Origin of the sequence: Klebsiella sp. MPUS7 (assembly GCF_009905335.1) — a bacterium.
Classification (GTDB): Bacteria; Pseudomonadota; Gammaproteobacteria; order Enterobacterales; family Enterobacteriaceae; genus Klebsiella; species Klebsiella grimontii.
In genome coordinates, this window is record NZ_CP047604.1 from 4241289 (window position 1) to 4264835 (window position 23547).

19 protein-coding genes and 1 pseudogene are annotated in these 23547 nt (G+C 54.2%); 12 read left to right on the plus strand and 8 right to left on the minus strand.

Annotated elements, in window-relative coordinates; genetic code table 11:
- Nucleotides 1-16 precede the first annotated feature (16 nt).
- The gene (locus GUC22_RS19850) at nucleotides 17-1003 is read left to right on the plus strand and encodes an SIS domain-containing protein (protein ID WP_049087489.1); all 987 of its coding nucleotides are present in this window, start codon (nucleotides 17-19) and stop codon (nucleotides 1001-1003) included.
- 52 nt (nucleotides 1004-1055) lie between these two features.
- Here the strand turns inward: GUC22_RS19850 and GUC22_RS19855 are convergent, their stop codons facing one another.
- The 3 genes from GUC22_RS19855 to GUC22_RS19865 form a co-directional block, all read right to left on the minus strand.
- Nucleotides 1056-3785: a sigma 54-interacting transcriptional regulator gene (locus GUC22_RS19855; RefSeq protein ID WP_024273887.1), complete on the minus strand. Its 2730-nt coding sequence runs from the start codon at nucleotides 3783-3785 to the stop codon at nucleotides 1056-1058.
- 91 nt (nucleotides 3786-3876) lie between these two features.
- On the minus strand, nucleotides 3877-4914 hold the full coding sequence (locus tag GUC22_RS19860) for a hypothetical protein (protein WP_049132048.1): 1038 nt from the start codon (nucleotides 4912-4914) through the stop codon (nucleotides 3877-3879).
- A gap of 193 nt (nucleotides 4915-5107) precedes the next feature.
- Nucleotides 5108-5974 (minus strand): helix-turn-helix transcriptional regulator, encoded by an 867-nt coding sequence (locus GUC22_RS19865; RefSeq protein ID WP_154932378.1) that lies wholly within the window; start codon nucleotides 5972-5974, stop codon nucleotides 5108-5110.
- A 109-nt stretch (nucleotides 5975-6083) separates the two neighbouring features.
- Here GUC22_RS19865 and GUC22_RS19870 point away from each other — a divergent pair, with 109 nt between their 5' ends.
- Together GUC22_RS19870 and GUC22_RS19875 are read left to right on the plus strand one after the other, a co-directional pair.
- Complete coding sequence (locus tag GUC22_RS19870) at nucleotides 6084-7511, plus strand: MFS transporter (protein WP_049099585.1); 1428 nt, start codon at nucleotides 6084-6086, stop codon at nucleotides 7509-7511.
- Between the two features lie 76 nt (nucleotides 7512-7587).
- Nucleotides 7588-8832 (plus strand): mechanosensitive ion channel family protein, encoded by a 1245-nt coding sequence (locus tag GUC22_RS19875; protein ID WP_049087492.1) that lies wholly within the window; start codon nucleotides 7588-7590, stop codon nucleotides 8830-8832.
- 5 nt (nucleotides 8833-8837) lie between these two features.
- On the opposite strand, the gene GUC22_RS19880 is transcribed toward GUC22_RS19875, so the two are convergent.
- Complete coding sequence (locus GUC22_RS19880) at nucleotides 8838-9818, minus strand: LacI family DNA-binding transcriptional regulator (RefSeq protein ID WP_049099584.1); 981 nt, start codon at nucleotides 9816-9818, stop codon at nucleotides 8838-8840.
- 211 nt (nucleotides 9819-10029) lie between these two features.
- On the opposite strand from GUC22_RS19880, the gene GUC22_RS19885 reads away from it, so the two are divergent.
- The 7 genes from GUC22_RS19885 (at nucleotide 10030) to GUC22_RS19915 (ending at nucleotide 17953) form a co-directional block, all read left to right on the plus strand.
- Complete coding sequence (locus GUC22_RS19885; protein ID WP_024358878.1) at nucleotides 10030-10428, plus strand: NUDIX hydrolase; 399 nt, start codon at nucleotides 10030-10032, stop codon at nucleotides 10426-10428.
- 681 nt (nucleotides 10429-11109) lie between these two features.
- A complete protein-coding gene (locus tag GUC22_RS19890) occupies nucleotides 11110-11727 on the plus strand; it encodes a LuxR C-terminal-related transcriptional regulator (RefSeq protein ID WP_004135339.1) in 618 nt (205 codons plus the stop codon).
- Nucleotides 11728-11797: 70 nt separating this feature from the next.
- A complete protein-coding gene (ecpA, locus tag GUC22_RS19895; RefSeq protein ID WP_049099583.1) occupies nucleotides 11798-12376 on the plus strand; it encodes a common pilus major fimbrillin subunit EcpA in 579 nt (192 codons plus the stop codon).
- Between the two features lie 64 nt (nucleotides 12377-12440).
- Nucleotides 12441-13118, plus strand: coding sequence for a hypothetical protein (locus GUC22_RS19900; protein ID WP_049099582.1), 678 nt, complete (start codon nucleotides 12441-12443; stop codon nucleotides 13116-13118).
- 8 nt (nucleotides 13119-13126) lie between these two features.
- On the plus strand, nucleotides 13127-15664 hold the full coding sequence (locus GUC22_RS19905) for a TcfC E-set like domain-containing protein (protein ID WP_160183737.1): 2538 nt from the start codon (nucleotides 13127-13129) through the stop codon (nucleotides 15662-15664).
- The gene (locus GUC22_RS19910; protein ID WP_024358882.1) at nucleotides 15654-17273 is read left to right on the plus strand and encodes a hypothetical protein; all 1620 of its coding nucleotides are present in this window, start codon (nucleotides 15654-15656) and stop codon (nucleotides 17271-17273) included. Before GUC22_RS19905 ends, GUC22_RS19910 begins: the two co-directional genes overlap by 11 nt.
- Complete coding sequence (locus GUC22_RS19915) at nucleotides 17270-17953, plus strand: fimbria/pilus periplasmic chaperone (protein WP_177343043.1); 684 nt, start codon at nucleotides 17270-17272, stop codon at nucleotides 17951-17953. The genes GUC22_RS19910 and GUC22_RS19915 overlap by 4 nt, the downstream gene beginning before the upstream one ends.
- Before the next feature lie 6 nt (nucleotides 17954-17959).
- On the opposite strand, the pseudogene GUC22_RS19920 reads toward GUC22_RS19915, so the two are convergent.
- Nucleotides 17960-18657 (minus strand): annotated as a pseudogene (locus tag GUC22_RS19920) (helix-turn-helix transcriptional regulator).
- 258 nt (nucleotides 18658-18915) lie between these two features.
- A complete protein-coding gene (locus GUC22_RS19925; RefSeq protein WP_160183739.1) occupies nucleotides 18916-19845 on the minus strand; it encodes a LysR family transcriptional regulator in 930 nt (309 codons plus the stop codon).
- A 180-nt stretch (nucleotides 19846-20025) separates the two neighbouring features.
- On the opposite strand from GUC22_RS19925, the gene GUC22_RS19930 reads away from it, so the two are divergent.
- Both GUC22_RS19930 and GUC22_RS19935 read left to right on the plus strand, forming a co-directional pair.
- Nucleotides 20026-20775 carry an SDR family NAD(P)-dependent oxidoreductase gene (locus GUC22_RS19930; protein ID WP_004135321.1) on the plus strand — a complete coding sequence of 250 codons (750 nt, stop codon included), beginning with the start codon at nucleotides 20026-20028 and terminating at the stop codon, nucleotides 20773-20775.
- A 127-nt stretch (nucleotides 20776-20902) separates the two neighbouring features.
- Nucleotides 20903-21319 carry an Exc2 family lipoprotein gene (locus GUC22_RS19935; protein ID WP_004135319.1) on the plus strand — a complete coding sequence of 139 codons (417 nt, stop codon included), beginning with the start codon at nucleotides 20903-20905 and terminating at the stop codon, nucleotides 21317-21319.
- Nucleotides 21320-21356: 37 nt separating this feature from the next.
- Here the strand turns inward: GUC22_RS19935 and GUC22_RS19940 are convergent, their stop codons facing one another.
- The gene (locus GUC22_RS19940) at nucleotides 21357-22508 is read right to left on the minus strand and encodes a Gfo/Idh/MocA family protein (RefSeq protein ID WP_024358886.1); all 1152 of its coding nucleotides are present in this window, start codon (nucleotides 22506-22508) and stop codon (nucleotides 21357-21359) included.
- Nucleotides 22505-23533 carry a sugar phosphate isomerase/epimerase family protein gene (locus GUC22_RS19945; RefSeq protein ID WP_024358887.1) on the minus strand — a complete coding sequence of 343 codons (1029 nt, stop codon included), beginning with the start codon at nucleotides 23531-23533 and terminating at the stop codon, nucleotides 22505-22507. Before GUC22_RS19945 ends, GUC22_RS19940 begins: the two co-directional genes overlap by 4 nt.
- Between the last annotated feature and the right edge of the window lie 14 nt (nucleotides 23534-23547).

Consider the following 23547-nt stretch of genomic DNA (forward strand, 5'->3'; position numbering starts at 1 on the left):
TCTCAAGGAGACCAATATGTCTATAGCTCAGAAAAACGCCCACCATATTATTCGCGATATTTTAACCAGGCAACGTATTGAACGCGTGTGGTTTGTTGGCTGCGGGGGTTCGTTGACCGGCTTCTGGCCGGGGAAATATTTTCTCGATTGTGAAGCGAAAAAGCTGGCCGTCGGCTATGTGACCAGTAATGAATTTGTCCACGCGACGCCGCAAGCATTAGGGGAAAATAGCGTGGTGATCCTTGCCTCTCAGCAGGGCAACACCGCTGAAACGGTCGAAGCCGCCCGCATCGCGCGTCAAAAAGGCGCGGCTACGATTGGACTGGTATATACCCCCGGCACGCCGCTGTGCGAACACAGCGATTACACTATCGAATACTGCTGGGCTCGCTATCCCGAAACTGTCGATCCGACACAGCAAAAAGCGGCGTACAGCCTGTGGCTGGCGCTGGAGATCCTGGCGCAAACAGAAGGATACGACCATTACGCTGAGATGGTCAGCGCCTTTGCCAGTTTTGAATCCGTGGTGCGCGGCGCTCAGCAGCAGGTGCAAGCGGATGCGCAGCATTTTGCCGAAGCCTGGAAAAGTGAAAAGGTCATTTATATGATGGGCAGCGGTCCTTCGTTCGGTGCCGCGCATCAGGAATCCATCTGTATTCTGTTGGAGATGCAGTGGATTAACTCCGCCAGCATCCATAGCGGCGAGTATTTCCACGGCCCCTTTGAGATTACCGAACCGGGAACGCCGTTCATTTTATTAAAAAGCAGCGGCCGCACCCGTCCGCTGGACGATCGCGCGATCTGCTTTATCGAACGCTATCAGGGAAAACTGCAGATTATTGACGTGGAAAAAGTGGGAATTGATGCGCTTCACGCCAGCGTGCGCGAATATTTCTGCGGCCTGCTGCACAACTGCGTTCTTGATGTGTACAACCTGGCGCTGGCCACCGCCCGCAACCATCCTCTGACCACCCGCCGCTATATGTGGAAAGTCGAATATTAATTCGCTAACCCTCTGCCAGCCCCGGCAACCTGCTCCGGGGCTGCGCTGAGGATTACCAGCGAAAATCGTCAACGCGTAATTCAAAAATATCGTGAATATAACCAATTTCCGCTACCGGCAGCGTCACGTTATAGAGTATTTTCAGGCGCTGAAACGAGTGGTTCACCATAGCAATAAATTCTCCGTGCTGGCGAGAAAATTGCTCAAGATTTTTATAATGGGTAATTTCATTACGCATTACCAGACGCTCAATCATGCAGCTGAGATGCACATACAGGCTAATAATTAAATTATTATTAAAATTAAAGCCAAGCGTGTTTTGCCACTCTGCAATAATAGTCTCAATATGGCTCATCGTTTTTCCGGCATTCAGTATCGTCAAGGAGTTGACGACGTTATGCAGCGAAAACTCACGAACCATATTTTTATTAATCAGCGCAATTTGCTTCTCATTGAGATAGCCGCTTAAGAGCTGACTGAGATGCCGATGCCCCTGCTCGCCCAGCAGCTCTTCAATACCTACCCATGGCACCCCCGCCAGCTGTGGGTCGTGCGTACCCACAACCGCAATCACTTCATACTGGTGGAGCAAGGATATCGCCGTGCGGCTATTTTTTAAGCGCGTATACTCGCAGGCGATAATGTTAATATCAAAGTCGCTGAGCAGGCTCTTCTCCATCAGATTTTTAAATTTAAACGCAGTACCGATTCCGGTAATGCAGGTCACCAGCAGAGCACGCTCTTTTTTTTCTGTCGGCCAGAAGACATCCCAGCGCGACTGATTGAGCGGCACGATCTCTTCGGCAATATGTTCGATATTTTTCCCCAGCGCGATCTCGCTGGCGACGTTCAGCGCCATGCGCGTCGTGACGTTATCCACCACCACCAGCGGGCCGTTAATCACCGACAAAAGCGCATCGGCAATCTCTTTGGTATAGCCCATATCGATAAGCACCATGACTCCGGCTCGGGTATCGGTATGCTGGAGATAATCAACCACGGCGCGGCTGACGTCGCTGAACGCCACCTCCATCGGCATGTCCATCGCTTGGTAGATCTTCTCGCCAATCAGGCGATTGGCGACCCCCGCAATGCTGCTGGCGGTCGAATAGCCGTGGGCGATAATCACCGCTTTCACTTTTCCGCCGCTGGTCGCATCAATCGCATTGCTGACGATAGCGGCAACCGCCAGGCGGTCAAGCGTATCGATGAGCAGATCGTATTTGTTATTGACGACATCCAGTAGTTTGCCCGCGACACGCTGCGCCAGCCCCGCTGAGGACTCCAGCCAGCGCTGCATCACCAGACGCGCGGGCTCGGCAACGCTGCGCGGAGCAAGAGGCAGGCTGGTCAGGTAGCGGCCAGTAAGATAGGCGAATTCGGCATTCAGCTGGAGATCGTAATTGGCGGCGATCGCCTTGCCCACATCCTCAATAAAGCGCAGCCGCTTGTCCTGAAGAGAGACCGCGCTCTCCTGATTCATCAACGCATCGAGATAGAGCGTCACGTTTTGATAAATGAGCTTTTCAAAGGTCCTTGCGCTGATATTGTCCTTCCCGAGTTCCTCGCAGAGGCTGCAAATATTTTCCGTTAGCCGTTGATACTCATGATGACGACCGGAAAACAAAGGCTGCGCGTCGCCATCGCGGTAAATCATGACCCGTTCGCTATTTTGCTGAAGAGAAAAAGGCGCATCCGCCAGCAACCGGTCGGGCAGTAAACCCGCTTTTATCTGTAAAAGATCGCTATCCCGCTCGCCAAATGTCCAGGCGCTGGCGCAAATATTGCGGATCAAATTCTCTAGTCCGCCGACGTTACCCTCGAGCGTTTCGCGCATCAGCTGGCTGATGATTTCGCCGTCCAGCGCCAGATCGTGATGTAATCGCTGCGCTTCACGGCGAAAAAAGTGATGGATAAACGCCAGTCTTTCATACTGTCCACGCTCGGCGATCGGCAGGATTTTGACGATCACCGGAATACGACGAATAAAAGTCGCCAGGAAGTGCTTTTCCAGATCCTCCGTTGAAGCAAAAATCAGCCGTACCGTGGCGCTGCGCTCCTCGCTGCTCTCCCCCAGCCGCCGCCAGCTACCGTTATCCATAAAATGGAACAGCTTCTCCTGTCCTTCGGGGGGCAGACGATGAACCTCATCAATAAACAGTACCCCGCCGTTGCTGGTCTCGATAAGACCGGGGACTGATTTATCCGCACCGGTAAAGGCGCCCTTCGCGTGCCCGAATAATTTCGAGGTCAGCAGCTCTGGATTATTCGCGTACTCAGCGCAGTTAAACACGGTAAAAGGCGCATCAGCAGGCAAAACGCCCTGTTCCATCGCATAACGCCAGAGCTGGCGCGCAAGGAAACTTTTCCCCGTGCCGGTGGGACCGCGCAGCAGAAGCGGTAGACCTGCGCCGGGGTAGCTGATGGCGGCCTTGCACTGCCGCAAAGCTTCCTGCAGGCTGCCCTGAGCGCCTATCAGCTGCGCCAGACTATCCTGGCGCTCAGCGCACAGGGCCTGAAGGGAAGCGTATTCGCCGTGTCGAACCGCGAGGCGGTGGTGGTCGCGCAGCGCGGCAATGGGTAAAAACAGCACCGGGCGACCATTTACTTTGACCACCCGCTGCTCGCGATGGAGATTATTCAGATGATGGCTGATGATACTGCGTTTTTGCTTCAGGCTATCGGCAATCGCCATCGCATTAAACTCGCCAAGCGCTTCCGCGGTCAGCGGTCGCCCGACGATCCGTTGTTCTAGCTGGCGAAAAATCGACTCCTTATTCATCTTGCGCCCCTGTCAAAAGCGTAAAATTCGCTTATACGACAATTCGCGTAAGACGTCGCTGCCCCCTGCCACACTTCTTAAAAAAGCTTAATTATTCATGGGTTACCCTTCCCGCATGCCAGATGCGCTCCGCATAGCGGCCAATTACCGCCAGCGAGACTGCGAGGATCAGGAAAAATGCGACTTTGTGCATGCCATCCCAGAAGAACTCGAAGAAACGGGTATAGAGGTTGATCGCCAGGAACGTCAGACCGAAGCCGCGCAGCATGCCGTCGTCGGTTTTCAGGCTGATATAGATACAGATCCCCGCCGCCACGGCGAACAGCAGCCCCCACGGCAGCAGCTGCCTTTGCGCTATGCTGGACCAGCTATCCAGGTCATAGTTGCCAAAAATCGACAGGATCCACAGGGCGATAAACAGATAGATCAGCCCCATCGCTTTACTGACAGTAAACAGCTGGCGCTGGCGCAAAGCGTGTTGCGCGCCGTAGCAGAGCGCAAGCAGCGCGCCGCCGAACAGCACGAAGCGGCTCGGGTAGTTCATGCCCAGCCAGTAGGCGCCCCAGCCCGAAACGTAGCCGGTTTCTGCACCGAACCAGTTGCCCAGCGACAGCAGAAAAAAGAGCCACACCAGCCCGGAGCGAGCAAAAAAGCCAATCGCGCCGTAAATCAGGCATCCGGCCAGGAACAGCGGCGCGATATGACCGCTGCCGGTATCCAGACGTTCGCCAAGCTGCCACAGCGCCACGGCGGTAAAAATAACCCCCAGAAAGAGGATCGCCTCAGTGCTGTAGTGCCACTGCGTTTCCCGCCGCTGGCGGCGAAAACCCCAGGCGTAGCAGGCTACCGCCAGCAGCGCGGGCAGGATGATTCGCGTCAGCGCCGAGCGGCTGAACAGGCTCAGCAGAAGCTCAATCAGGGCGCTGTCGGCAAACAGGCTGCCCAGCGCGACCAGCACGCAGGCCAGCGCGGTCCAGAATGCATAGCGGCTCAGCCGCTGCCAGTCGAAGGGAGAGACGCGCAGCGTTTGCGCCAGCCGCTGGCTATCCTCAGGGGCTAAATCGCCGCTGGCCTGCCACGACTTTAGCGCGCGCTGAATAATGCGCTGCTCTTTACGGGTAATATTCATGGGCATTCCTTGAGACTGATGACAAACCTTTTTTTGGCTATTGTGCTCGCACTTCTGCCGGGCGGCGCCTTGCCGAGCCTACGAAAAACCGCAATATCAACCTGCTATGCAATGCGCTGTAGGCCTGCGCAAGCATCGCGCCGCCGGGCAGTTCCTGAAGATTGCACTTTGTCAGCAATCTGATTCCTTGTCATTAGTGTTTATCCAGCCACGCCAGCGCCTGCTCGCCCGTTTCATCCATCGGCAAATAGACCAGCAGGCGCGAACCGTTGCGCGGGGCCGAGTACCAGTACATCTGCTGCAGGCTGAAGCGGCCGAGCTGCGGATGGTTAAAGTGTTTCACCTGATTTTCCACCCCGCGCACCTCATAGCGCTGATGCCAGAGGGACTCGAACTCCGCCGACGCGGCGAAAAAGCGCGCCAGCTTATTTTCCCACAGCGGATCGCCGCGATGCTCCGCCATCGCCGCGCGGAAATAGGAGACAAACGTCGCCAGCACGTCGCGATTCTCGATGCGGCCGCGCCAGGTTTCATTAGTCAGGTACAGATAAATGCAGTTGCGATCTTCCTCCGGGATGGTGGCGAAATCGATACCCATCAGGCGGCAGAAGCTGTCGTTCCAGGCCACAATATCAAAGCCGGGATTCTGAATACTGGCGGGCTGCGGCATCAGGCTATCGAGCATCCGCCGGGTGCCGGGGCTGATGCCTTCGCATACCGTCACCTGAGTGGCCTCAGGCGGAGTCAGCCCGGCCAGCACAAACAGATGCCGGGTCTCAAGCGGGCTGCACTGCAGCGCATTCGCCACCCCTACCAGCACCGCCGCCGACGGATTGACCTCCCGCCCCTGCTCCAGCCAGGTGTACCAGGTAACGCCGACGTCCGCCAGCATCGCCACCTCTTCCCGCCGCAGGCCCGGCGTGCGCCGCCGGCCAACGCGGGGCAACCCCAGGCGCTGCGGGTCGAGGCTCTCGCGGCGGGCGCGCAGAAACGCCCCCAGCTGTTTGCGGCCGTCATCGGGCGCGGCGAGGGTCAATTCACGTTGCGGTATGGTCGTCATAAAACCTCCAGCATGGTAGTACCAATACCAGTATAAGCAGGAACTGGTACCCGTTTAATTTATCGGTGATGCTACGGCTATCCGCTGAATGACGCAATGGAGAGATCCGATGAATTCGTCTGCTGTTTCACCCGGCCGCGCCGGTTTATTCCTTCTGTTGACCGGCCAGATGCTGCCGCTGATCGATACCTCGATCGCCAACGTCGCGCTGGACTCCATTACCCAATCGCTTAACGCCAGCGCCACTCAGCTGGAGCTGATCGTCGCGCTGTACGGCGTCGCCTTTGCCGTCTGCCTGGCGATGGGCAGCAAGCTTGGCGACAACTATGGCCGCCGTCGCCTGTTTATGTGGGGCGTGGCGATGTTTGGCGTCGCCTCCCTGCTGTGCGGGATGGCGAACTCCATCAATACGCTGCTGGCGGCGCGCGTGGTGCAAGGGGCCGGTGCGGCGCTGATCGTGCCGCAAATCCTCGCCACCTTGCATGTCACCCTGAAAGGCACCGCCCACGCCCGGGCCATCAGCCTGTACGGCGGCATTGGCGGTATCGCCTTTATCGTCGGCCAGATGGGCGGCGGCTGGCTGGTGTCGGCGGATATCGCCGGTTTAGGCTGGCGCAACGCCTTCTTTATTAACGTGCCGATCTGCCTGCTGGTGCTGGCCTTCAGTCCGCGATACGTCCCGGAGACGCGGCGCGAAGCGCATTCGCGCATCGACTGGCAGGGCACCTTTAGCCTTGCGCTGATCCTCTGCTGCCTGCTGTTTCCGATGGCGCTGGGGCCGGAACTGCACTGGCCGTGGACGCTGCAGCTGATGCTGGCTGCGGTGCTGCCGCTGCTGATCTGGATGCGGGCCAGCGCGCTGGGCAAACAGCAGCGCGGCGAGCAGCCGCTTTTGCCGCCTCGCCTGTTGAAGCTCACCAGCATTCGCTTTGGCATGGCCATCGCCCTGCTCTTTTTCAGCGCCTGGTCCGCGTTCATGTTCTGCATGGCGCTGACCATGCAGGCCGGTCTGGGGATGGCGCCGTGGCAGTCCGGCAACAGCTTTATCGCCCTCGGCGTGGCCTACTTCATCTCCGCGCTGTACGCGCCGAAACTGATAGCCCGCTACAGCATGGGACGCATTTTGCTGACTGGTCTGGCGGTGCAGATTGTCGGCCTGCTGCTGCTGAGCGCGACCTTTTATCGCCTCGGTATCCACACCACCCCCCTGGCGCTGGTCCCGTCCACGGCGCTTATCGGCTACGGGCAGGCCCTGATCGTCAATAGTTTTTACCGTATCGGGATGCGCGATATCAGCGCCTGCGACGCCGGAGCCGGGAGCGCGATTCTCAGCACTCTGCAACAGGCGACGCTGGGTCTGGGTCCGGCGATTCTCGGCTCGCTATTCTTAGCCCTTGCCCAGCGCAGCGGCGGCGACTATCCGCGGGCGCTGATCGATTTCCTCGCGGTGGAAGTGGTGATGATGCTGGTACTGGGCGCCATCGCGCTATGGCTACGCCACCACCTTAACGTCCGCCCGGCGGTCGCGACCTCATAATCACATCCGCATAACCTGCAATTTGCATAATAGACATCCAGCGGTCATCATAACCGCTGGATGTAAAGGAGACGTTATGCAGGAATTAATATCGCAAATCGCCGCATTAGGCATCAAAATTACCGCCACGACCTCACTCATTATTATCTTCGGCATTATTTTTCTGACGGCGATTGTCGTTCACCTTATTCTGCACAAAGTGGTGCTGCGTACCTTCGAAAAGCGGGCGCAGGCCAGCAGCCACCTGTGGTTGCAAATTATTACCCAGAACAAATTGTTTCATCGTCTGGCCTTCACCCTGCAGGGGATTATCGTCAACGTGCAGGCGGTGTTGTGGCTGCAAAAAGGCAGCGAGGCGGCGGAAATCCTCACCACCTGCGCCCAGCTGTGGGTGATGATCTACGCGATGCTGTCCTTCTTCTCGCTGCTGGACGTGGTGTTCAATTTATCGCAGAAATTCGCCACCGCCTCTCAGCTGCCGCTTAAAGGCATATTTCAGGGAATTAAGCTGGTCTGCGCGATTATTGTCGGCATTCTGGTCATCTCCTTACTGATTGGCCAGTCGCCGGCGATTCTGATTAGCGGCCTCGGCGCGATGGCCGCGGTACTGATGCTGGTGTTCAAAGACCCGATTCTCGGCCTGGTCGCTGGGATCCAGCTCTCCGCCAACGATATGCTCAAACTCGGCGACTGGCTGGAGATGCCGAAATATGGCGCCGACGGCGCGGTGATCGACATCGGGCTGACCACGGTGAAGGTGCGCAACTGGGATAACACCATCACCACCATTCCCACCTGGTCGTTGGTTTCCGACTCGTTTAAAAACTGGAGCGGTATGTCGGCCTCCGGCGGCCGCCGCATTAAGCGCAGCCTGAATATCGATACCACCAGCATTCATTTTCTCGATGAACAGGAGCAGCAGCGCTTAATTCAGGCCCGGCTGCTGAAGCCGTATATGGATTCGCGTCATCAGGAAATCAGCCTGTGGAACCAGCAGAACGCCGCCGATCAATCGATATTGAATCAGCGCAAGATGACCAATATCGGCACCTTCCGCGCGTATTTGCAGGAATATTTGCGTAATCATCCGCGCATCCGCAAAGATATGACGCTAATGGTTCGCCAGCTGGCACCGGACGCCAACGGTTTGCCGATTGAGATCTATTGCTTCACCAACACGGTAGTGTGGGCAGAGTATGAGAGCATCCAGGCGGATATTTTCGACCACGTATTTGCGGTGGTTGACGAATTCGGCTTGCGGATCCATCAGTCCCCCACCGGCAACGATATTCGTTCGCTGGCGGGCGCGTTTACTCAGTAATATCCTCAGGCACTGGCGCGGGAAATGACGCGCCAGTCCATCATCACCCGCTCAACCGCGGCGTCGGGATTATCGATCCTTTTCATTAATAACGTCACGGCGGTACGGCCAATTTCGCGTGAAGGCTGTTCCACGGTGGTCAACTGCGGCGATACCACTTCGGCGAGTTCGGTGCCATCAAAGCCGACCACCGCGATATCTTCCGGTACCCGCAGCCCGGCCTGCGCAATGGCCCGCAGCGCGCCCGCCGCCAGCGAATCGGAAACCGCAAACACCGCATCCGGCTTCTCTTCCTGAGCCAGCAGCGTCTCCATCGCCTTTGTACCGGCTGCGGCGCTTAAGTCGCTGGCGTAGATCACCTGCTGATAGTCCAGCTCGCGAACGTGCAGCACGCTTTTATAGCCGCGCTCGCGCAGACGGGAATAGCGGTAGCTGAGATCGTGGTTGATTAAAGCAATGCGTCTGCGCCCGCCGTCGACCAGCCGGGAAACGGCGCCCTGCGCCGCGTCGACGTCGTTGATGCCGACGCAGGAGATACTGCCGTTATCGGCGTATTCCGCGCACTGAACCCAGGGCGCGTCGCCGATTATGGTGGTCAGTTCCGGCAGGCTGGAGAGCGCGTTCATGGTGATGATGCCGTCGACCATTTTGCCGGAAAGCAGCTGCAGGCCCGAGGTGGAACGGGCTAAATCCGAACCGGAATTACACAGCAGAATCCGGTAGCCGTTCTTTTCCGCCTCTTCTTCAATACCCTTGACCACTTCGGCGCAAAAGGGGTTGGCGATATTCGAGACCATCACCAGAATCATATTGCTGCGGGCCGTTCGCAGCTGGCGGGCCAGCAAATTCGGCTGGTAGTTACTCTCTTTGATCGCCTGCAGCACACGTTCGCGATTCTTCGCTTTCACGGTATCGCTGTTATTCAATACCCGCGATACCGTCGCCACCGAGACGCCCGCCAGACGAGCGATTTTCTGAATTGACATAGAGGCTGCACTTCCCGCATAGACGTTATATTTCGCAGGCTATCATAAATGAGCGCCGTCCGCGCCGTCAGCAGGTTTTGCAAGAATCGACGGGATTGATTAGCACGCTAAGGTCGCTATCATGATAGCGTCGGCGTTGTTTCGCGAGAGGCGAAACGTACGCTGGCCGTTGAACGTCATCGGCATATAACTGGGGTATCTCTTGAACACCATAAAAAATATTCACATCGCGGCGGCAATGATCACCGACGGTCAAGGACGCTGTCTCTTAGTACGCAAACGAGGGACGGAATACTTTATGCAGCCTGGGGGAAAGCCTGAAATCGGTGAAGCCTCGGAGGCGGCGCTGATCCGCGAGCTCGAAGAGGAGCTCAACTTCCTCGTCTCACCTGAAGAACTGGTTCCGGTAGGCCGCTTCACCGATACGGCGGCAAACGAGCCGGGCCATACGCTCTCTGCGGATATCTTTCAAATAGCAACCAACAGAGCGAGCTTTACACCGACGGCAGAAATAGAAGAAGTTATCTGGTATACGCCGGGCCAGGATCGGCATATTAAGCTTGCTCCTCTTACCGAGAATCACCTGCTTCCTCTGCTGAAAAAGGCGTAAGCGCCCGGGGCGCATCGAAAGTCTTGGTTCATTTGTCTGCAAGCCAAAATCCATGGTGCCGTCGTTCCGGTGGCGTTGCGGCGGCCTGCAGGCAGAGCCAGTTCAGGCTGAAGCGCCCCACTTCCACAAGAAACATTTGTCCGCATCTTCCGGTTAAGATTTAGCACATCCTGCTGATTCACCTCCCTTCAAACTGCGACGTGTTTTAGCTCTTAAAAACGCCCCATTTTGTACGCCAGATCATATTTCGCCAGACAATCCTTTCCCCCACAATCCAAAATATCGCAACTTTCCCTTACAAAAATAAGGTCATTACAGAATAACCTCCACGAAATAAAACAAAATAAAAACACAAAATTAACAAACAGCGATGAGATAGCGTTTTTTTTGACTTATTGTGCTGTTTTTTTTTAACCAATTCTCCCCGATTCAGCGAGAAAATTCCTGGTAACTATGGATTATTCTTAAAGAGAGATCGACATAAAATTCTGTATCTTAAGATTTTTCTTATTCATAATAGTAGGTTAGTATAAATCCAGACAATTTTTGGACTTAAGAATTTACACATTTTTCATCTATATAACTCTCCAGAAATTAAAGTTGTCACATTTATTAACTAGCCATAATATAGCCACATCATTGAACGATAGGGTAAGGCAATATAGGGAAATAAATCGACATATGCTTCCGCAGAAATATGAGAAGGTATACTGCATAAGCTGTCAGTATCAGTGCGAAATCTATCCACGACCTACGATAAAATCGATTAACTGCACTGAAACTCACTATTGCGTATGGCCTGATAAAAATATCTATTTAAAAAATGGTGTGCATTGTTTTTTAATTAACAAGCACTACAACTTCTCTAATTCTGGATATATTTTTGTTGATTTTTCTCGCTACAACATCAGATTATTCACCAATAATAAATGGATTGAATATCTGCTCAAAACAGGCTTGCGGGTAATTTTGATTGCCGACAGATTAGCGCAGCCGCTGGCGCTGTACTGGAAACACCGCTGTCAGCAGATAATTTCGATTATCAATACCGGCGATACTCGAGATGAGATTGAAAAGAAAATACAGCTTTCGTTTCTCGGTCAAAGAGATGCTCGAGGTTACCGTCAAAAACTTAGCGATCAAGAGGTATTGGTACTCGATCATTTACTCGCAGAGAAGTCGGTTAAAGAGATAGCAAAAGAATTGCAGATGGCAGAAAAGAGAATTTACGCAATCAAGCTCAGCTTGCAGAATAAGATGGGAGGCAGAGGGAAGTTAAACATTATTCTATCTGGATAAAGTCATTATCAGTATTTGTAGCAATAACTCCATAAATGGAACTAACTTAATTATTCTCAGGAAATTTAAAATGAAAAAAATCGTATTAGCGGGTGTTGTGGCTGCGGCTCTTATCTCTTCCAACGCAATGGCTAACGTGACGACTTCCGCCACTGCAAGCTGGGATGCTAGCGCAACTAAAGACACCACCAGCGCGCTGGTTGTCACTCCGCTGAAATCCCTGAACTTCCAGTACGCTGAAGGGATTAAAGCGTTTAACGCTCAGAAAGGCGCTTTTGATATCACTATCCAGGGCCAGTCTGGCGCGACTGACTTCACGCTGACCTCTCAGATCGTCAGCAACACCCTGAGCCGTACCACTGACGCCTCTACTCTGGCCGTTGGTGTGAGCTGGAACGGCAACGCGCTGAACAAAACCACCCCGGTAACGATGATTGATACCGCCAACAACATCTCCGCGGGTCTGGATGCGCTGGCTGTCGCGACCGCCTTCGCAGGCGCCGATCGCGTCAGCACTCAGGGTAACTTCGATTTCACTATCGACTCCGCGACTTCTGACGGCAGCACCGCCGCTGAGTTCAAAGATTTAACCGACGGTTACTGGAGCGGCGACGTTCGCGTTCAGTTCAATGCGGAATGGACTATCTAATCAGGTGTAGCCAACACCTGTCCGGTATGACAAGGAGGCTTCGGCCTCCTTATAAGGATGCGCCATGAAACTGAATCCATTATTACTCTCTCTCTTTTTATTCACCGTGACGCCCTCCTCCCATGCCATTAATGTCGGAGACGTCACCTCAATAATGGGGCCAGACGCCTCGACGCTGGCAAAAGAAATCATTAATACCACCGATACGGCACGTTACGTTAGCGTCAGCGTGGAGCGTATCTCATCGCCTATGGCCGGCGGCAAGGTTATCCCGATGGCGAGCAGATCGGAATTATTATCAACACCAGCCAGTCTGATATTACCTGGAAATGCTAAAGAGAACTTTCGTTTTTTTTACAAAGGACCTCAGGATAACCAGGAACGTTATTATCGCATATCCTGGACCGATGAGCCGGTGACCGAGTTTGAAGCCAGTAAAAAGAAAAAACAGGGCGAGGCAACGACCTCGGCCATTATTGGTACGATTCTGGTGGTCGCGCCGCGTGAAGAAAGATTTGACTATCGTCGCGATAATGACACGGTAACCAATACCGGTAACGCTTCATTCCGCGTTATCTCCTACGGACCCTGTCGTGATAAAGCGAAGGATGAGGGGCAAGGCTGCCGTGAACGCTATTATGTCATGCCTGGTATCAGCGTAAAAATAAAGCATACCGATCTCACCAACAAAAAAACACGAATTGGAATATGGCACGGTGAGCAATATATAAATGTAAACTGAGTAATATTATGGATAATCTTGGTTATGTCAAAGGGACGTTGTTCGCTGGGTTATTGATTACGGTAAACCAGGGTTGGGCAGCTAATGCCACAGCGCCAGTTAAAGTCAGTAACTATGTTATTCCTTCGGTATTTGCTAACGCGTTATATCAGGGCATGTCGGTCCCTGTTTTTATTCGTTATGAAGGCGATAATAGTACCCAACGCAGCCAGCAAAAAATCGCTGATGCCATCCTTACCATCAAGGATAATGAGTTTCGCCTGAACCAGATCGCGCTCAGCGATCTGCCGGAACGAACCGAATTATCACCTCAGATAAAATCATTGCTCAACGACATGCAGGACAAAAGCATCGGCGACGGTCAGCGCGTTTATATCAACAAAGACGCCTCTCTCTCACTCGATACGCGTTCCTTTTATCTTGAGCTGACGGTTAACCGGGCAGCCATGCAGGCCGCTATTTTGCCGCGTACCAATATGCTTGGGGAATCCACTGCCCAGAATCTCTCGAGCGTGCTGAATTACTCGATGGGGAGCTATTACAACAAATATGAGAATACCGATAGCGCCAGCAGCTATCTGACGCTGGACAATACCTGGTCGCTGCGGGAGCATCATCTGAATTTTAACGGTTCCCTCTACGGGATTGGTACCGGCAACCAGCAGGGTAAACTGTATCGCTCGATGTACGAACGTGACTATCAGGGACGCCGCTTCGCAATGGGGATGGTGGATACCTGGAATCTGCAATCGATCGCCAGCATGAGCGCCCTGAACTCCAGCCGCATTTACGGCATCAGCTATGGCAATAAAAGCAGTTCCCAAACGCAGGACAATACGCTTGCTCTGGTGCCCGTAACGGTGTTCCTGCCGGCCGCCGGCGAAGTGCACGTTTATCGTGACGGCAAACTACTCAGCATTCAAAACTTCTCGATGGGTAGCTACGAGCTCGATACGTCACGCCTGCCGTTTGGCATCTACAACGTTGATATACAGGTGGTCGTTAACGGGCGCGTGGTCAGCAGCCGGACGGCGAACATCAATAAAACGTTCGCCCGGAAATCGAGCGTGACCGGCGATCTCTCGTGGCAAACTTTCGCGGGCAGCCTCGAATACAACAAGATGGACTATCGCCATAAATACAACATCAATTATGGCACACGGAATACGTGGATAGCCGGGGTCGCCGCTGCAACCAGCCAACCCTGGCTTTCCGGCGTGAATCTGAAAACCACGCTCTACGGTTTTGACAATAACGGCGTCAATGAAACGGAAGCGAACGTGATTTTCAACAACGCGTTCAGCTTTAACCAGCAGGGGCTGCTCGCTACCGACGGCAGCTGGCAGAGTACCTCCACCTTCAACATGAGTTTACCGGACGGGTATGGCAACCTGTGGGGGTCGCGCCAGTACAGTTCCATCGGTAACGCGCTACCGATGCAGCAAAACGACTACGTGACCGTCGGCGCCAACGCTAACCTGCGCAAAATCGCGCCGTTCCTCGGTACGCTGAGCGTCAGCCGCACCAATAACAAATATACCGGGAGCACCTATACCAACGTCGATTACGATCAATCGCTGTTAGCTAATCGCTACGCAACCGTCACGCTACGCGCCGGTATTCAGAACTATCAGTACAACAACCATGAAAATCTGCGCGATAAGTACGTCAATATTGACGTCTCTATCCCCTTCTCTACCTGGCTCAGCACCGGGGTGTCCAGCCAGAACGGAAACATGCTGGCGAACGCCACGCTGCGCAAAAGCTTTGACAACAGCGCCATTACTCAGGTAGGGGCATCGGTTTCGAAGCAGATTAAACAGAATAAAAATGACGATAGCCGCTACCGTTCCGACGATTACGCCGCCAATGGTTACGTTAGCTATGACACCAAATATAACGCTGGCACCGTCTCCGTTAGCCGCTCATCGCAGCACAGTTCAAACTACAGCCTGAGTTCGCAGGGCAGCGTGGCCTGGACGGAAAAAAATGTCTATGTCGGCAAAGGCACGCAAACCGCGGGCCTGGTGGTCAACACCAACTTCAGCGGCAAAGGCAGGATGATGGCGCAGATCAACGGCCAGAACTACCCGCTGACCGGCAAAAGCAACTTCATCAGTCTTCCGCCCTACTCGGAATATCAGGTGGAGCTGATGAACGACAAGAATTCGGAAGACAGCGTCGATATCGTGACCGGCCGACGTAACAAAGTCGTGCTCTATCCCGGCAACGTCAGCGTGCTTAACCCGGAGGTCAAACAGCTGGTCACCGTATTTGGCCGGGTGAAAGACCGTCGCGGCGGTTACTACGCCAACGCCGATATTCATAACCACATTGGTAAAACCCGAACCGACGAACTCGGTGAGTTCGCCATGGACGTCGATAAGCGTTATCCAGTGATTACCCTGGTGGATAAATTCGGCGGCATTTGCGAAGTGGATCTGGATCTGAGTGAAGCGAAAGGCGCTGTCTGGGTCGGGGAGATTCCTTGTGAGATCCAACAACAAACGGCATCAGTGACTGGAGATGTTAAGAATGTCTATTAAACCCCAGAGCATCATGCTGCTGGCCGGCTGGCTGCTGGCTGCGCCGGCTATGGCGCTCACCCCCAGTAACAGCGGAAGCGGCAGTAACTCCTATATGTTTATCGACAATGATGTTGATGACGAATATTTCATCACCACCAGCTCCCTCGACCCGCGCTTCACCGGAGCCAACGTCTGGACAAAATATCCGACTAACCAGCGTAGCCTGGGATATATAACCTACATCGGCTGGGCTTACGCCAACCGCTACTTCGACCTGTGGATCGAGAATTCGCCCATTAACCAGCCATTTCTCGGGATCCGCTGCATGTCTACGGGCTCAAGCTGCCCGGCGTCTGGCTATATTTCTCCCGATGTCATCGATAAAGACGGCTACTATCATGCGATGTCCGGCAACACCGTAGCAAACGGTTATTACGGCGCCGGAGCGCTGAGCCAGTCGGCCTATGAGTATTTTCGCGATCGGCCGGTGGGGACCATCGATTCTTTGCAGCTTAATCTTTGCTACATGAATTCCAATACCGATTATGACTTTGCCTCCGGCGTTCGCTGTAAAGACCTCCCCAGCGGGGGAACATGGCGCTACTACACGTTCAACCTCGAAAAGGTCTCGCATCTGAAGTTAAACAGTACCGGTGCTCTGGCAGAAGTGTGGATTGCCAGCGATGGCACGCCAAGCGTTAACCTCGGCTCTGATTTGTGTCAAATGGGTGTGGTCGGGAGTGCTTCGGGGATCATCTGTAAAATGGTGTCTTACAGTTTTCAGGAGACTAAAACTCTCACCACCTTACTTGATTTCCGGATGGTGATCGACACGGCGATGCTGGGATTTTCTCCTTCTACGTCTGACGTAAAGTACAGCGGTGATGGGGCAAGCTGGACCAATTTTGGTACGGTCAGCACCTATAACAAGGTTTTCAAACCGTCAGGCGAGTACGTTTACGTATTCCTGTCCAACGCCTTTTTCCAAAAAGTCCTCAAGGCAGGAACGGATTTAACCAACAAGGATGCTCTGTTTACCTTCTATTTTGATAACTCCGTCACGCCACAATCGGGTTATTATCAGTTCACGCCATCAACATTAATTAACATCATCCCACGGGAATACGGGATTAGCATTGTCGCCAGCGACGGGACTTCTCATCCCAAAGCATCCGGCAAAATCGGTAGCGAAGAGCCCATCACCTTTGAGTATAAAGTCACCACCTCCGCGTCGCGTCAGGCCGACAGTATTACCGCCCAGGTGATTGGCGACTCCGTCAACATGTATGGCTTGCCGTTCTGCCTGTTTACCTCAGCGGACGAGACGCTAAAAGTACCGGTCCCGGCCTACCTCGAATGGACATCCGCTACCGGTAAAGCGGTAAAAGTCCGCAACAGCTGCGGCGAAGCGCCTGTCGATATGACCAACGCCGTTTGGGTACAGACGGCCTGGAACGCCAACGTCAACGACGGTTTCTTTTTTACCACCACGCTGAAACTGCTGTTTCCGATGGATGACCCACATTCACAATTCACCACCAATGGTCATGACTGGATGGGGACCGTCAGCGCCACCGGCGATGTAAAAGTGACCGCCACGTGGGTCGGCGTGGACCGGGGGGTGTGATGCAAAAAATCCTTGTCATCGGATTATGCGGGCTGTGTATTCAGCCCGCTTCCGCGGTGTACTTTGATTCCATCATTTATGATATGGATGCCAGCAAAGATTTTATCTCCCGGCCGCTGGTCAACGATACAAAAAGCACTAACTTATATACCATTTCGGCTTACAAAATCTCCCGGCCGGGCAACGGTAATGAGCGACCGGTGCCTGGTCAGGATAAAGATCTGGTCTGGTCGCCGCTGCAGTTCACCGTGCAGGCCAAAGGTCAGGAATATTTTAAGCTCTATTACCGTGGGCCTAAAGATGACGTTGAGCGCTATTATCGGGTGATCTTTAAGGAGACGCCCGTCACGGTTTTCCCCTGGCGTCAGGATCAGAAAAAACTGAATGTTGTCCCTTCGGTATCGATGAGCACAATTCTCATCGTGCGCCCGCGTAAGACGCGATTCCAGTATGAAATTAATGAAGCCACAGGCACCATTAAAAATACCGGTAACACCTTTTTTAGAGTTGTTATCCAGAAAGGATGCAATGGTGATGATGAAAGTTCAACGCAATTTTACATGCTGCCAGGGGAAAGCTGGACCGGCCCCGAGGCGAAGACTAGCAACAGGAAATACATTGTCGCATTAGGCCGCTATCATCAGTTAGGAAAGGGCTGTTTTATGAATTCGCCGGGCTAACCGCCGCTAATCCAGAGCGGGGATATTATGCCTGAAGCGCAGCTCGCGCAGGCGGTTGAGCCCGCCAAACTTTTTGCATAAAGAGTATTGAAAGCGGTAGACGCTGCGGGTATCACACGCCATGATGCGGGCGATATCCTGACTGGAGTGCCCGTCCGCCAGCAGGCGCAGCGTCTTCATTTCATGCTCCGTCAACGACGGTGTGCGCCGGCAGCGAAGATTTCGCCCCAGCATGATGCGTTTTATTTTCTTGATTAAGCTGGTTAAGCCATCGTTGACCTCTACCACCGACCATAATAATCCGGAACGCAACATCCAAAAATTAGCCATGGGTAGCATGCTCTTATCCGCGAGCAAAATAACTTTCAGCCCGGTCTCATGCAATTTTTCAGCCCATCCCTCATGCAGAAAATACAAAATATTGTCGAGAGAGAAATCCACTACCACCATTCCTTCAGGCAGGAAACAGGTAATTTCACGAAATACAAGATCATTTACCGCACGTTTGAAAAAATAGTTTTTATCTGGCCATACAGAAAATTTCCTCTCTCCACAATGCGAACGTTCAATTTTATCTTCTGCTTCAATAGGGCAGTTTAAACCACACGCCATACATTTAATCTCATGGTCACCTGCCGGCATTACGCTTACCTCTTGAGTGGCTAAAAATATTTTCGAAAAGATACAGACGGAATATCAAACATACTATAAACAAAAATTCCTGCTGCTATTATATTTACTATAAACATAGAAAACAAAAGACTAATTTATACTTCCAGACCTTAGGGAAAATAACGTTAACAGATCTTATTAAATATTTTAATAGAATCTCCTATAATTTAACTATATCATATTCTATATATCAAAACATATCTGACCTGATTTCCTTAGTCGAAGCGAGCATAATATTTTTTTGTGACTAAATTTATCATCACGCAATACATAAAATTCGCAGGCTATCATCATTCTTTGCTTCTTGTGGGCAATGACCCATTCACCGCCGCCGGGAATGTCTCCGCCAGCCAGTCGATAAATACGCGCAGCCGGGATGTGACATGGCGATTCTGCGCATAAACCACGTGAAAGGGATAAGGAGCCGGACGCCATTTGTTCAATATTTCCACCAGTAATCCGTTCGCCAGCGCATTTCTCAGCGAATATGAGAAGGTCTGCACAATACCCAGCCCAGCCTCCGCAGCCGCAATATGCGCGTTGCTCTCATTTATGCCAAGGTGATGTTCCGTTTTAATCTCTTGCGCGATGCCGTTAGCCAGAAAGCGGAACGGGAAGGCTCTTCCGCTGGCGGGAGATAAATAGCTGACCAGCCGATGTCCGTTCTTCAGCTCATCGGGATACGCGGGAACACCATAAAGCCTGAAATAGCCCGGCGTGGCGCAGGTCACGATCGTCGCTTCGCCGATTTTGCGCGCGATCAGCGTCGAGTCGTCCAGCGGCCCGCCTCTGATCGCGCAGTCGATATTGCCGCTGATAAGGTCAGATGGGCTGTCAGCGACCGCCAGATCGATGCGGATATCCGGATAAGTCGCCATAAAATCAGCCAACAGCGGGATCCGCACATCGCGAGCGGTGGATCCGCCTACCGCGACGCGCAGATGGCCCTTTGGCTTATTGCGGGAAGCGCGAAATGAGGCATCCACCTCATCCAGCTCTTTCAGAATCCGCACCGCTTTTTCATAGTACTCGCGCCCTTCCGGCGTGACGGTAATGCGCCGGGTCGTGCGCTGTAGCAAGCACACGCCCAGATGCGATTCAAGCTGTTGAATCGCTTTACTAAGGGTGGCATTGGGCATATTCAGGGAGTCTGCGGCCCGAGTAAAGCTGTTGGCTTCAACAACGCGCGTAAAAACTTTAAGGGCTGAAAACCGATCCATTATTCGCTGTTCCTGATAGCAGTCGCTGATTATTCACCGGCGTGAAGAGTGTTTTTCACATTACTCCGTTTTTTGCATCCGTGGCTGACGGTAGAGTGACTCCCGTACTCAGTCGCCAGGTGGTCACGGTAAGTGGATGACTCAATTGGCATATTCATACTTTAGTTAAGGAAGTGCATCATGAGTAAAAAACTTTCGGCAAAAATCGCGTTAGTCACCGGCGGCACCTCGGGCATCGGCCTGGCATCAGCCCGGGAGCTGGCCTTGCAGGGAGCGACGGTCTATATCACCGGTCGCCGTCAGGAAGAGCTTGATGCGGCGGTCGCGTTAATCGGTCCCGCCGCCAGCGGGATCCGCGCCGATGCCTCGATATTAAGCGACCTCGATAGGGTGTTTTCGACCATTGCCAGCGAATCAGGGCGACTGGATGTGCTTTTTGCCAATGCGGGCGGCGGCGATATGATGCCGCTGGGCGCCATAACGGAAGAGCACTTCGATCGCATTTTCGCTACCAACGTGCGCGGCGTGCTGTTCACCGTCCAGAAGTCCTTGCCGCTGTTGACCCTGGGGGCTTCCATCATCCTTACCGGCTCGACCGCGGCGGTGAAAGGCACCGCGAACTTCAGCGTGTACAGCGCCAGTAAGGCCGCCGTGCGTAATCTGGCACGCTCATGGGCGCTGGATCTCAAGGATCGCGGTATCCGCGTGAATGTGGTCAGCCCGGGACCCGTCCGTACGCCCGGCCTGGGAGGACTTGTCGCAGAAGAGCAGCGTCAGGGGCTCTTCGATATGCTGGCCGCCGACGTCCCGCTGGGCCGCATTGGCGAGCCCGAGGAGGTCGCTAAAACCGTCGCTTTTCTGGCGTCAGACGACGCGAGCTTTATTAACGCCGCCGAAATCTACGTTGATGGCGGGCTGGCGCAGATCTAAAAAATGCTGCCTGAAGACCCTTGGATTCATGGGTCTTCAGGTGCTACCGTACATCTATAATTAACCGTTTTGTTCTGTCGCCGAATGATCGGTATACCTGTTCTAATAATTATGGATGATGATATCAATGAAACTCAAAATAGCGCTTATCGCGCTCGGCTGTTCGCTCGCCGCCCTTTCCGGCTGTACCTCCTCAAAATCTTCACCGGAACGCCACGCTTACTACTTTATTTCACACCGCAGCGATTTCGTCGGCGGTAACTTCGCCACTAACCGTCAGGAAAACTACCGCTTAAATCTGCCGAACTTTACTGAAATCTATGCCCGCGGCCAGCAGGACAGAAAATCGGGGATGAGCGAAAGCGACGCCCGCCGTACTGCCGACGCCATCAGGCAGCAGGTGGCGCAGGGCACAAAAACCCAGCACGCGTTCAACGGTAACGCCAGCGATAAATGGGACAACGAGATGGAAAATAAAGACGCCGTGCTGTTTGGTAATGAACTGGCCGGGACCTATCTCGACGGCTATTTTGGCGTGAAATAACACAGCGGGTGCGCGAAATGCGCACCGCGCCTTCTGCTTATCTTTCCACCTGCACCCAGCGCTGCTGCTGATGGCTTTTCACTATCGCATCAACGATGTACATCACGTCCGCCCCCTCATAGAACGAGGCGAAACGCCGCGACGACGCCGGCGGCATCTCACCGGCGCGCACCGCCTGATAAAAGCTGAGCATCATATTTTTAAACGCATCGGGCCAGCCTTCGTTATGCCCGCCGGGGAAATGGGCGCTGGCGGCGGCCTCGCCGAGCATCAGGCTCGGATCGTCGCTCAGCAGCTGGTTTGGCTGCTGGCGATGACCTACCCACAGCCGCTGCGGCACCTCCTGCTCCCATGCCAGCGAACAGTTACTGCCGTTGATCTCTACCGTCAGGCCATTTTTTCTCCCGGCGCTGACCTGCGAAACGGTAAAACAGCCCTTACTGCCGTCATCAAAACGGAACAGTACCGACCCCAAATCTTCGGTGTCGACGGGCCGCGCCTCATACGCGCCATTATCGCGATGCTGGCTAAAGGTCGCATCCCCGGCGACGGGCGCCTTACGCGTCGGCCAGACGATAGAGAGATCCGCCATCACCTCGACAATGCGGCGACCGGTCATAAACTGCACCGTATCGCACCAGTGGGAGCCAATGTCGGCCACCGCCCGCGAGGCGCCGCCCTGCGCTGAATCAACCCGCCAGTTATAGTCGGTTTCCAGCAGCATCCAGTCCTGCAAATAGCTGCCATGCGCCGCAAACAGCCTCCCGACGTCGCCGTTGCGCACCATCGCCGCCGCCTGCTGCACCATGGCGAACTGGCGATAGACAAAGCTAACCCCGTGGACCACGCCGGCATCCTCCGCCAGCGCCACCAGCTCACGCGCTTCTTCCGCGGTCATGCAGAGCGGTTTTTCTGAAAAAACGTGCAGACCGGCGGAGAGGATCTGGCGGTTAATCCGCGCGTGCAGGTGGTTCGGCGTACAGTTATGCACCACCTGCAATCCGGGGTGGGCCAGCAGAGCCTCGACGCTGCCGTAGGCGTGCGCCACGTTGAGCTGACGCGCCTTCTGCTGCGCCATCTCGAGGCTACCGTCGCACAGCGCCACCACCTCGATATCCCCCACCCGGCGCAGCGCCTCCAGGTGCGCCGGCCCGATAAACCCGGAACCAATAATGCCGACCTGGATCATTCTCTCCCCTCCTTGCCCGCGGCGAAATCATCAAACGCCCGCCCGGAGACCGGGATGATATGGCGGCGGATAAACTCGCTGCCTTCGCGCGCGCCAACCTCCGCGTCCTTCAGGCAGCACTCCCACTCCAGCACCGCCCAGCCGTCAAAATCATACTCGGTGAGCTTGCTGAAAATCGTTTTGAAATCGATCTGCCCGTCGCCCAGCGAACGAAAGCGCCCCGCCCGCTGCGGCCAGTTCTGATAGCCGCCGTAGACCCCGCTGCGCCCGTCGCGGCGGAATTCGGCGTCTTTGACGTGAAACGCTTTGATTCGCGCGTGGTAGATATCGATAAAGGCCAGGTAATCCATCTGCTGAAGATGAAGGTGGCTGGGATCATAGAGTATGTTGCAGCGCGGGTGGTTATCGAGGCGCTGCAGAAAACGCTCAAAGGTGACGCCATCATGCAGATCTTCGCCGGGATGGATTTCGTAGCAGAGATCCACGCCCTGTTCGTCGAAAACGTCCAGCAGCGGCCGCCAGCGCCGGGCCAGCTCATCAAAGGCCTCATCGAGAAGCGGCTGATTATGCGGCGGCCACGGATAAAAATAAGGCCACGCCAGCGCCCCGGAAAAGGTGGCATGCGCTTTCAGCCCCAGACGCGCAGAGGCCACCGCCGCCTGGCGCACTTTCTCTACCGCCCACTGCTGGCGCGCCTGCGGGTTACCGCGCAGCGCGGCGGGCGCAAAGGCGTCAAAGGCCGTATCATAAGCCGGGTGAACGGCCACCAGCTGACCCTCAAGATGGGTGGACAGCTCGCCGATCGCCAGGCCATGCTCCGCCAGCTTGCCGCTCACCTCATCGCAGTAGGTCTGGCTGGCGGCGGCGCGTTCAACATCGAAAATCGCCGGATGGTTGCAGGGGATCTGTAATGCCTGATAGCCCAAACCGGCAGCCCACTGCGCCAGGCCCTCCAGGGTATTAAACGGCGCCTGCGAACCGATAAACTGCGCCAGAAAAATGCCCGGCCCCTTGATTGTTTTCATACCACCTCCTGAAA

Bases quoted from the DNA above. Each gene is read 5' to 3' on its own strand.
- GUC22_RS19850 (WP_049087489.1), top strand. From the start codon at position 17: ATGTCTATAGCTCAGAAAAACGCCCACCATATTATTCGCGATATTTTA.
- GUC22_RS19855 (WP_024273887.1), bottom strand. From the start codon at position 3,785: ATGAATAAGGAGTCGATTTTTCGCCAGCTAGAACAACGGATCGTCGGG.
- GUC22_RS19860 (WP_049132048.1), bottom strand. From the start codon at position 4,914: ATGAATATTACCCGTAAAGAGCAGCGCATTATTCAGCGCGCGCTAAAG.
- GUC22_RS19865 (WP_154932378.1), bottom strand. From the start codon at position 5,974: ATGACGACCATACCGCAACGTGAATTGACCCTCGCCGCGCCCGATGAC.
- GUC22_RS19870 (WP_049099585.1), top strand. From the start codon at position 6,084: ATGAATTCGTCTGCTGTTTCACCCGGCCGCGCCGGTTTATTCCTTCTG.
- GUC22_RS19875 (WP_049087492.1), top strand. From the start codon at position 7,588: ATGCAGGAATTAATATCGCAAATCGCCGCATTAGGCATCAAAATTACC.
- GUC22_RS19880 (WP_049099584.1), bottom strand. From the start codon at position 9,818: ATGTCAATTCAGAAAATCGCTCGTCTGGCGGGCGTCTCGGTGGCGACG.
- GUC22_RS19890 (WP_004135339.1), top strand. From the start codon at position 11,110: ATGCTTCCGCAGAAATATGAGAAGGTATACTGCATAAGCTGTCAGTAT.
- ecpA (WP_049099583.1), top strand. From the start codon at position 11,798: ATGAAAAAAATCGTATTAGCGGGTGTTGTGGCTGCGGCTCTTATCTCT.
- GUC22_RS19900 (WP_049099582.1), top strand. From the start codon at position 12,441: ATGAAACTGAATCCATTATTACTCTCTCTCTTTTTATTCACCGTGACG.
- GUC22_RS19905 (WP_160183737.1), top strand. From the start codon at position 13,127: ATGGATAATCTTGGTTATGTCAAAGGGACGTTGTTCGCTGGGTTATTG.
- GUC22_RS19910 (WP_024358882.1), top strand. From the start codon at position 15,654: ATGTCTATTAAACCCCAGAGCATCATGCTGCTGGCCGGCTGGCTGCTG.
- GUC22_RS19925 (WP_160183739.1), bottom strand. From the start codon at position 19,845: ATGGATCGGTTTTCAGCCCTTAAAGTTTTTACGCGCGTTGTTGAAGCC.
- GUC22_RS19930 (WP_004135321.1), top strand. From the start codon at position 20,026: ATGAGTAAAAAACTTTCGGCAAAAATCGCGTTAGTCACCGGCGGCACC.
- GUC22_RS19935 (WP_004135319.1), top strand. From the start codon at position 20,903: ATGAAACTCAAAATAGCGCTTATCGCGCTCGGCTGTTCGCTCGCCGCC.
- GUC22_RS19940 (WP_024358886.1), bottom strand. From the start codon at position 22,508: ATGATCCAGGTCGGCATTATTGGTTCCGGGTTTATCGGGCCGGCGCAC.
- GUC22_RS19945 (WP_024358887.1), bottom strand. From the start codon at position 23,533: ATGAAAACAATCAAGGGGCCGGGCATTTTTCTGGCGCAGTTTATCGGT.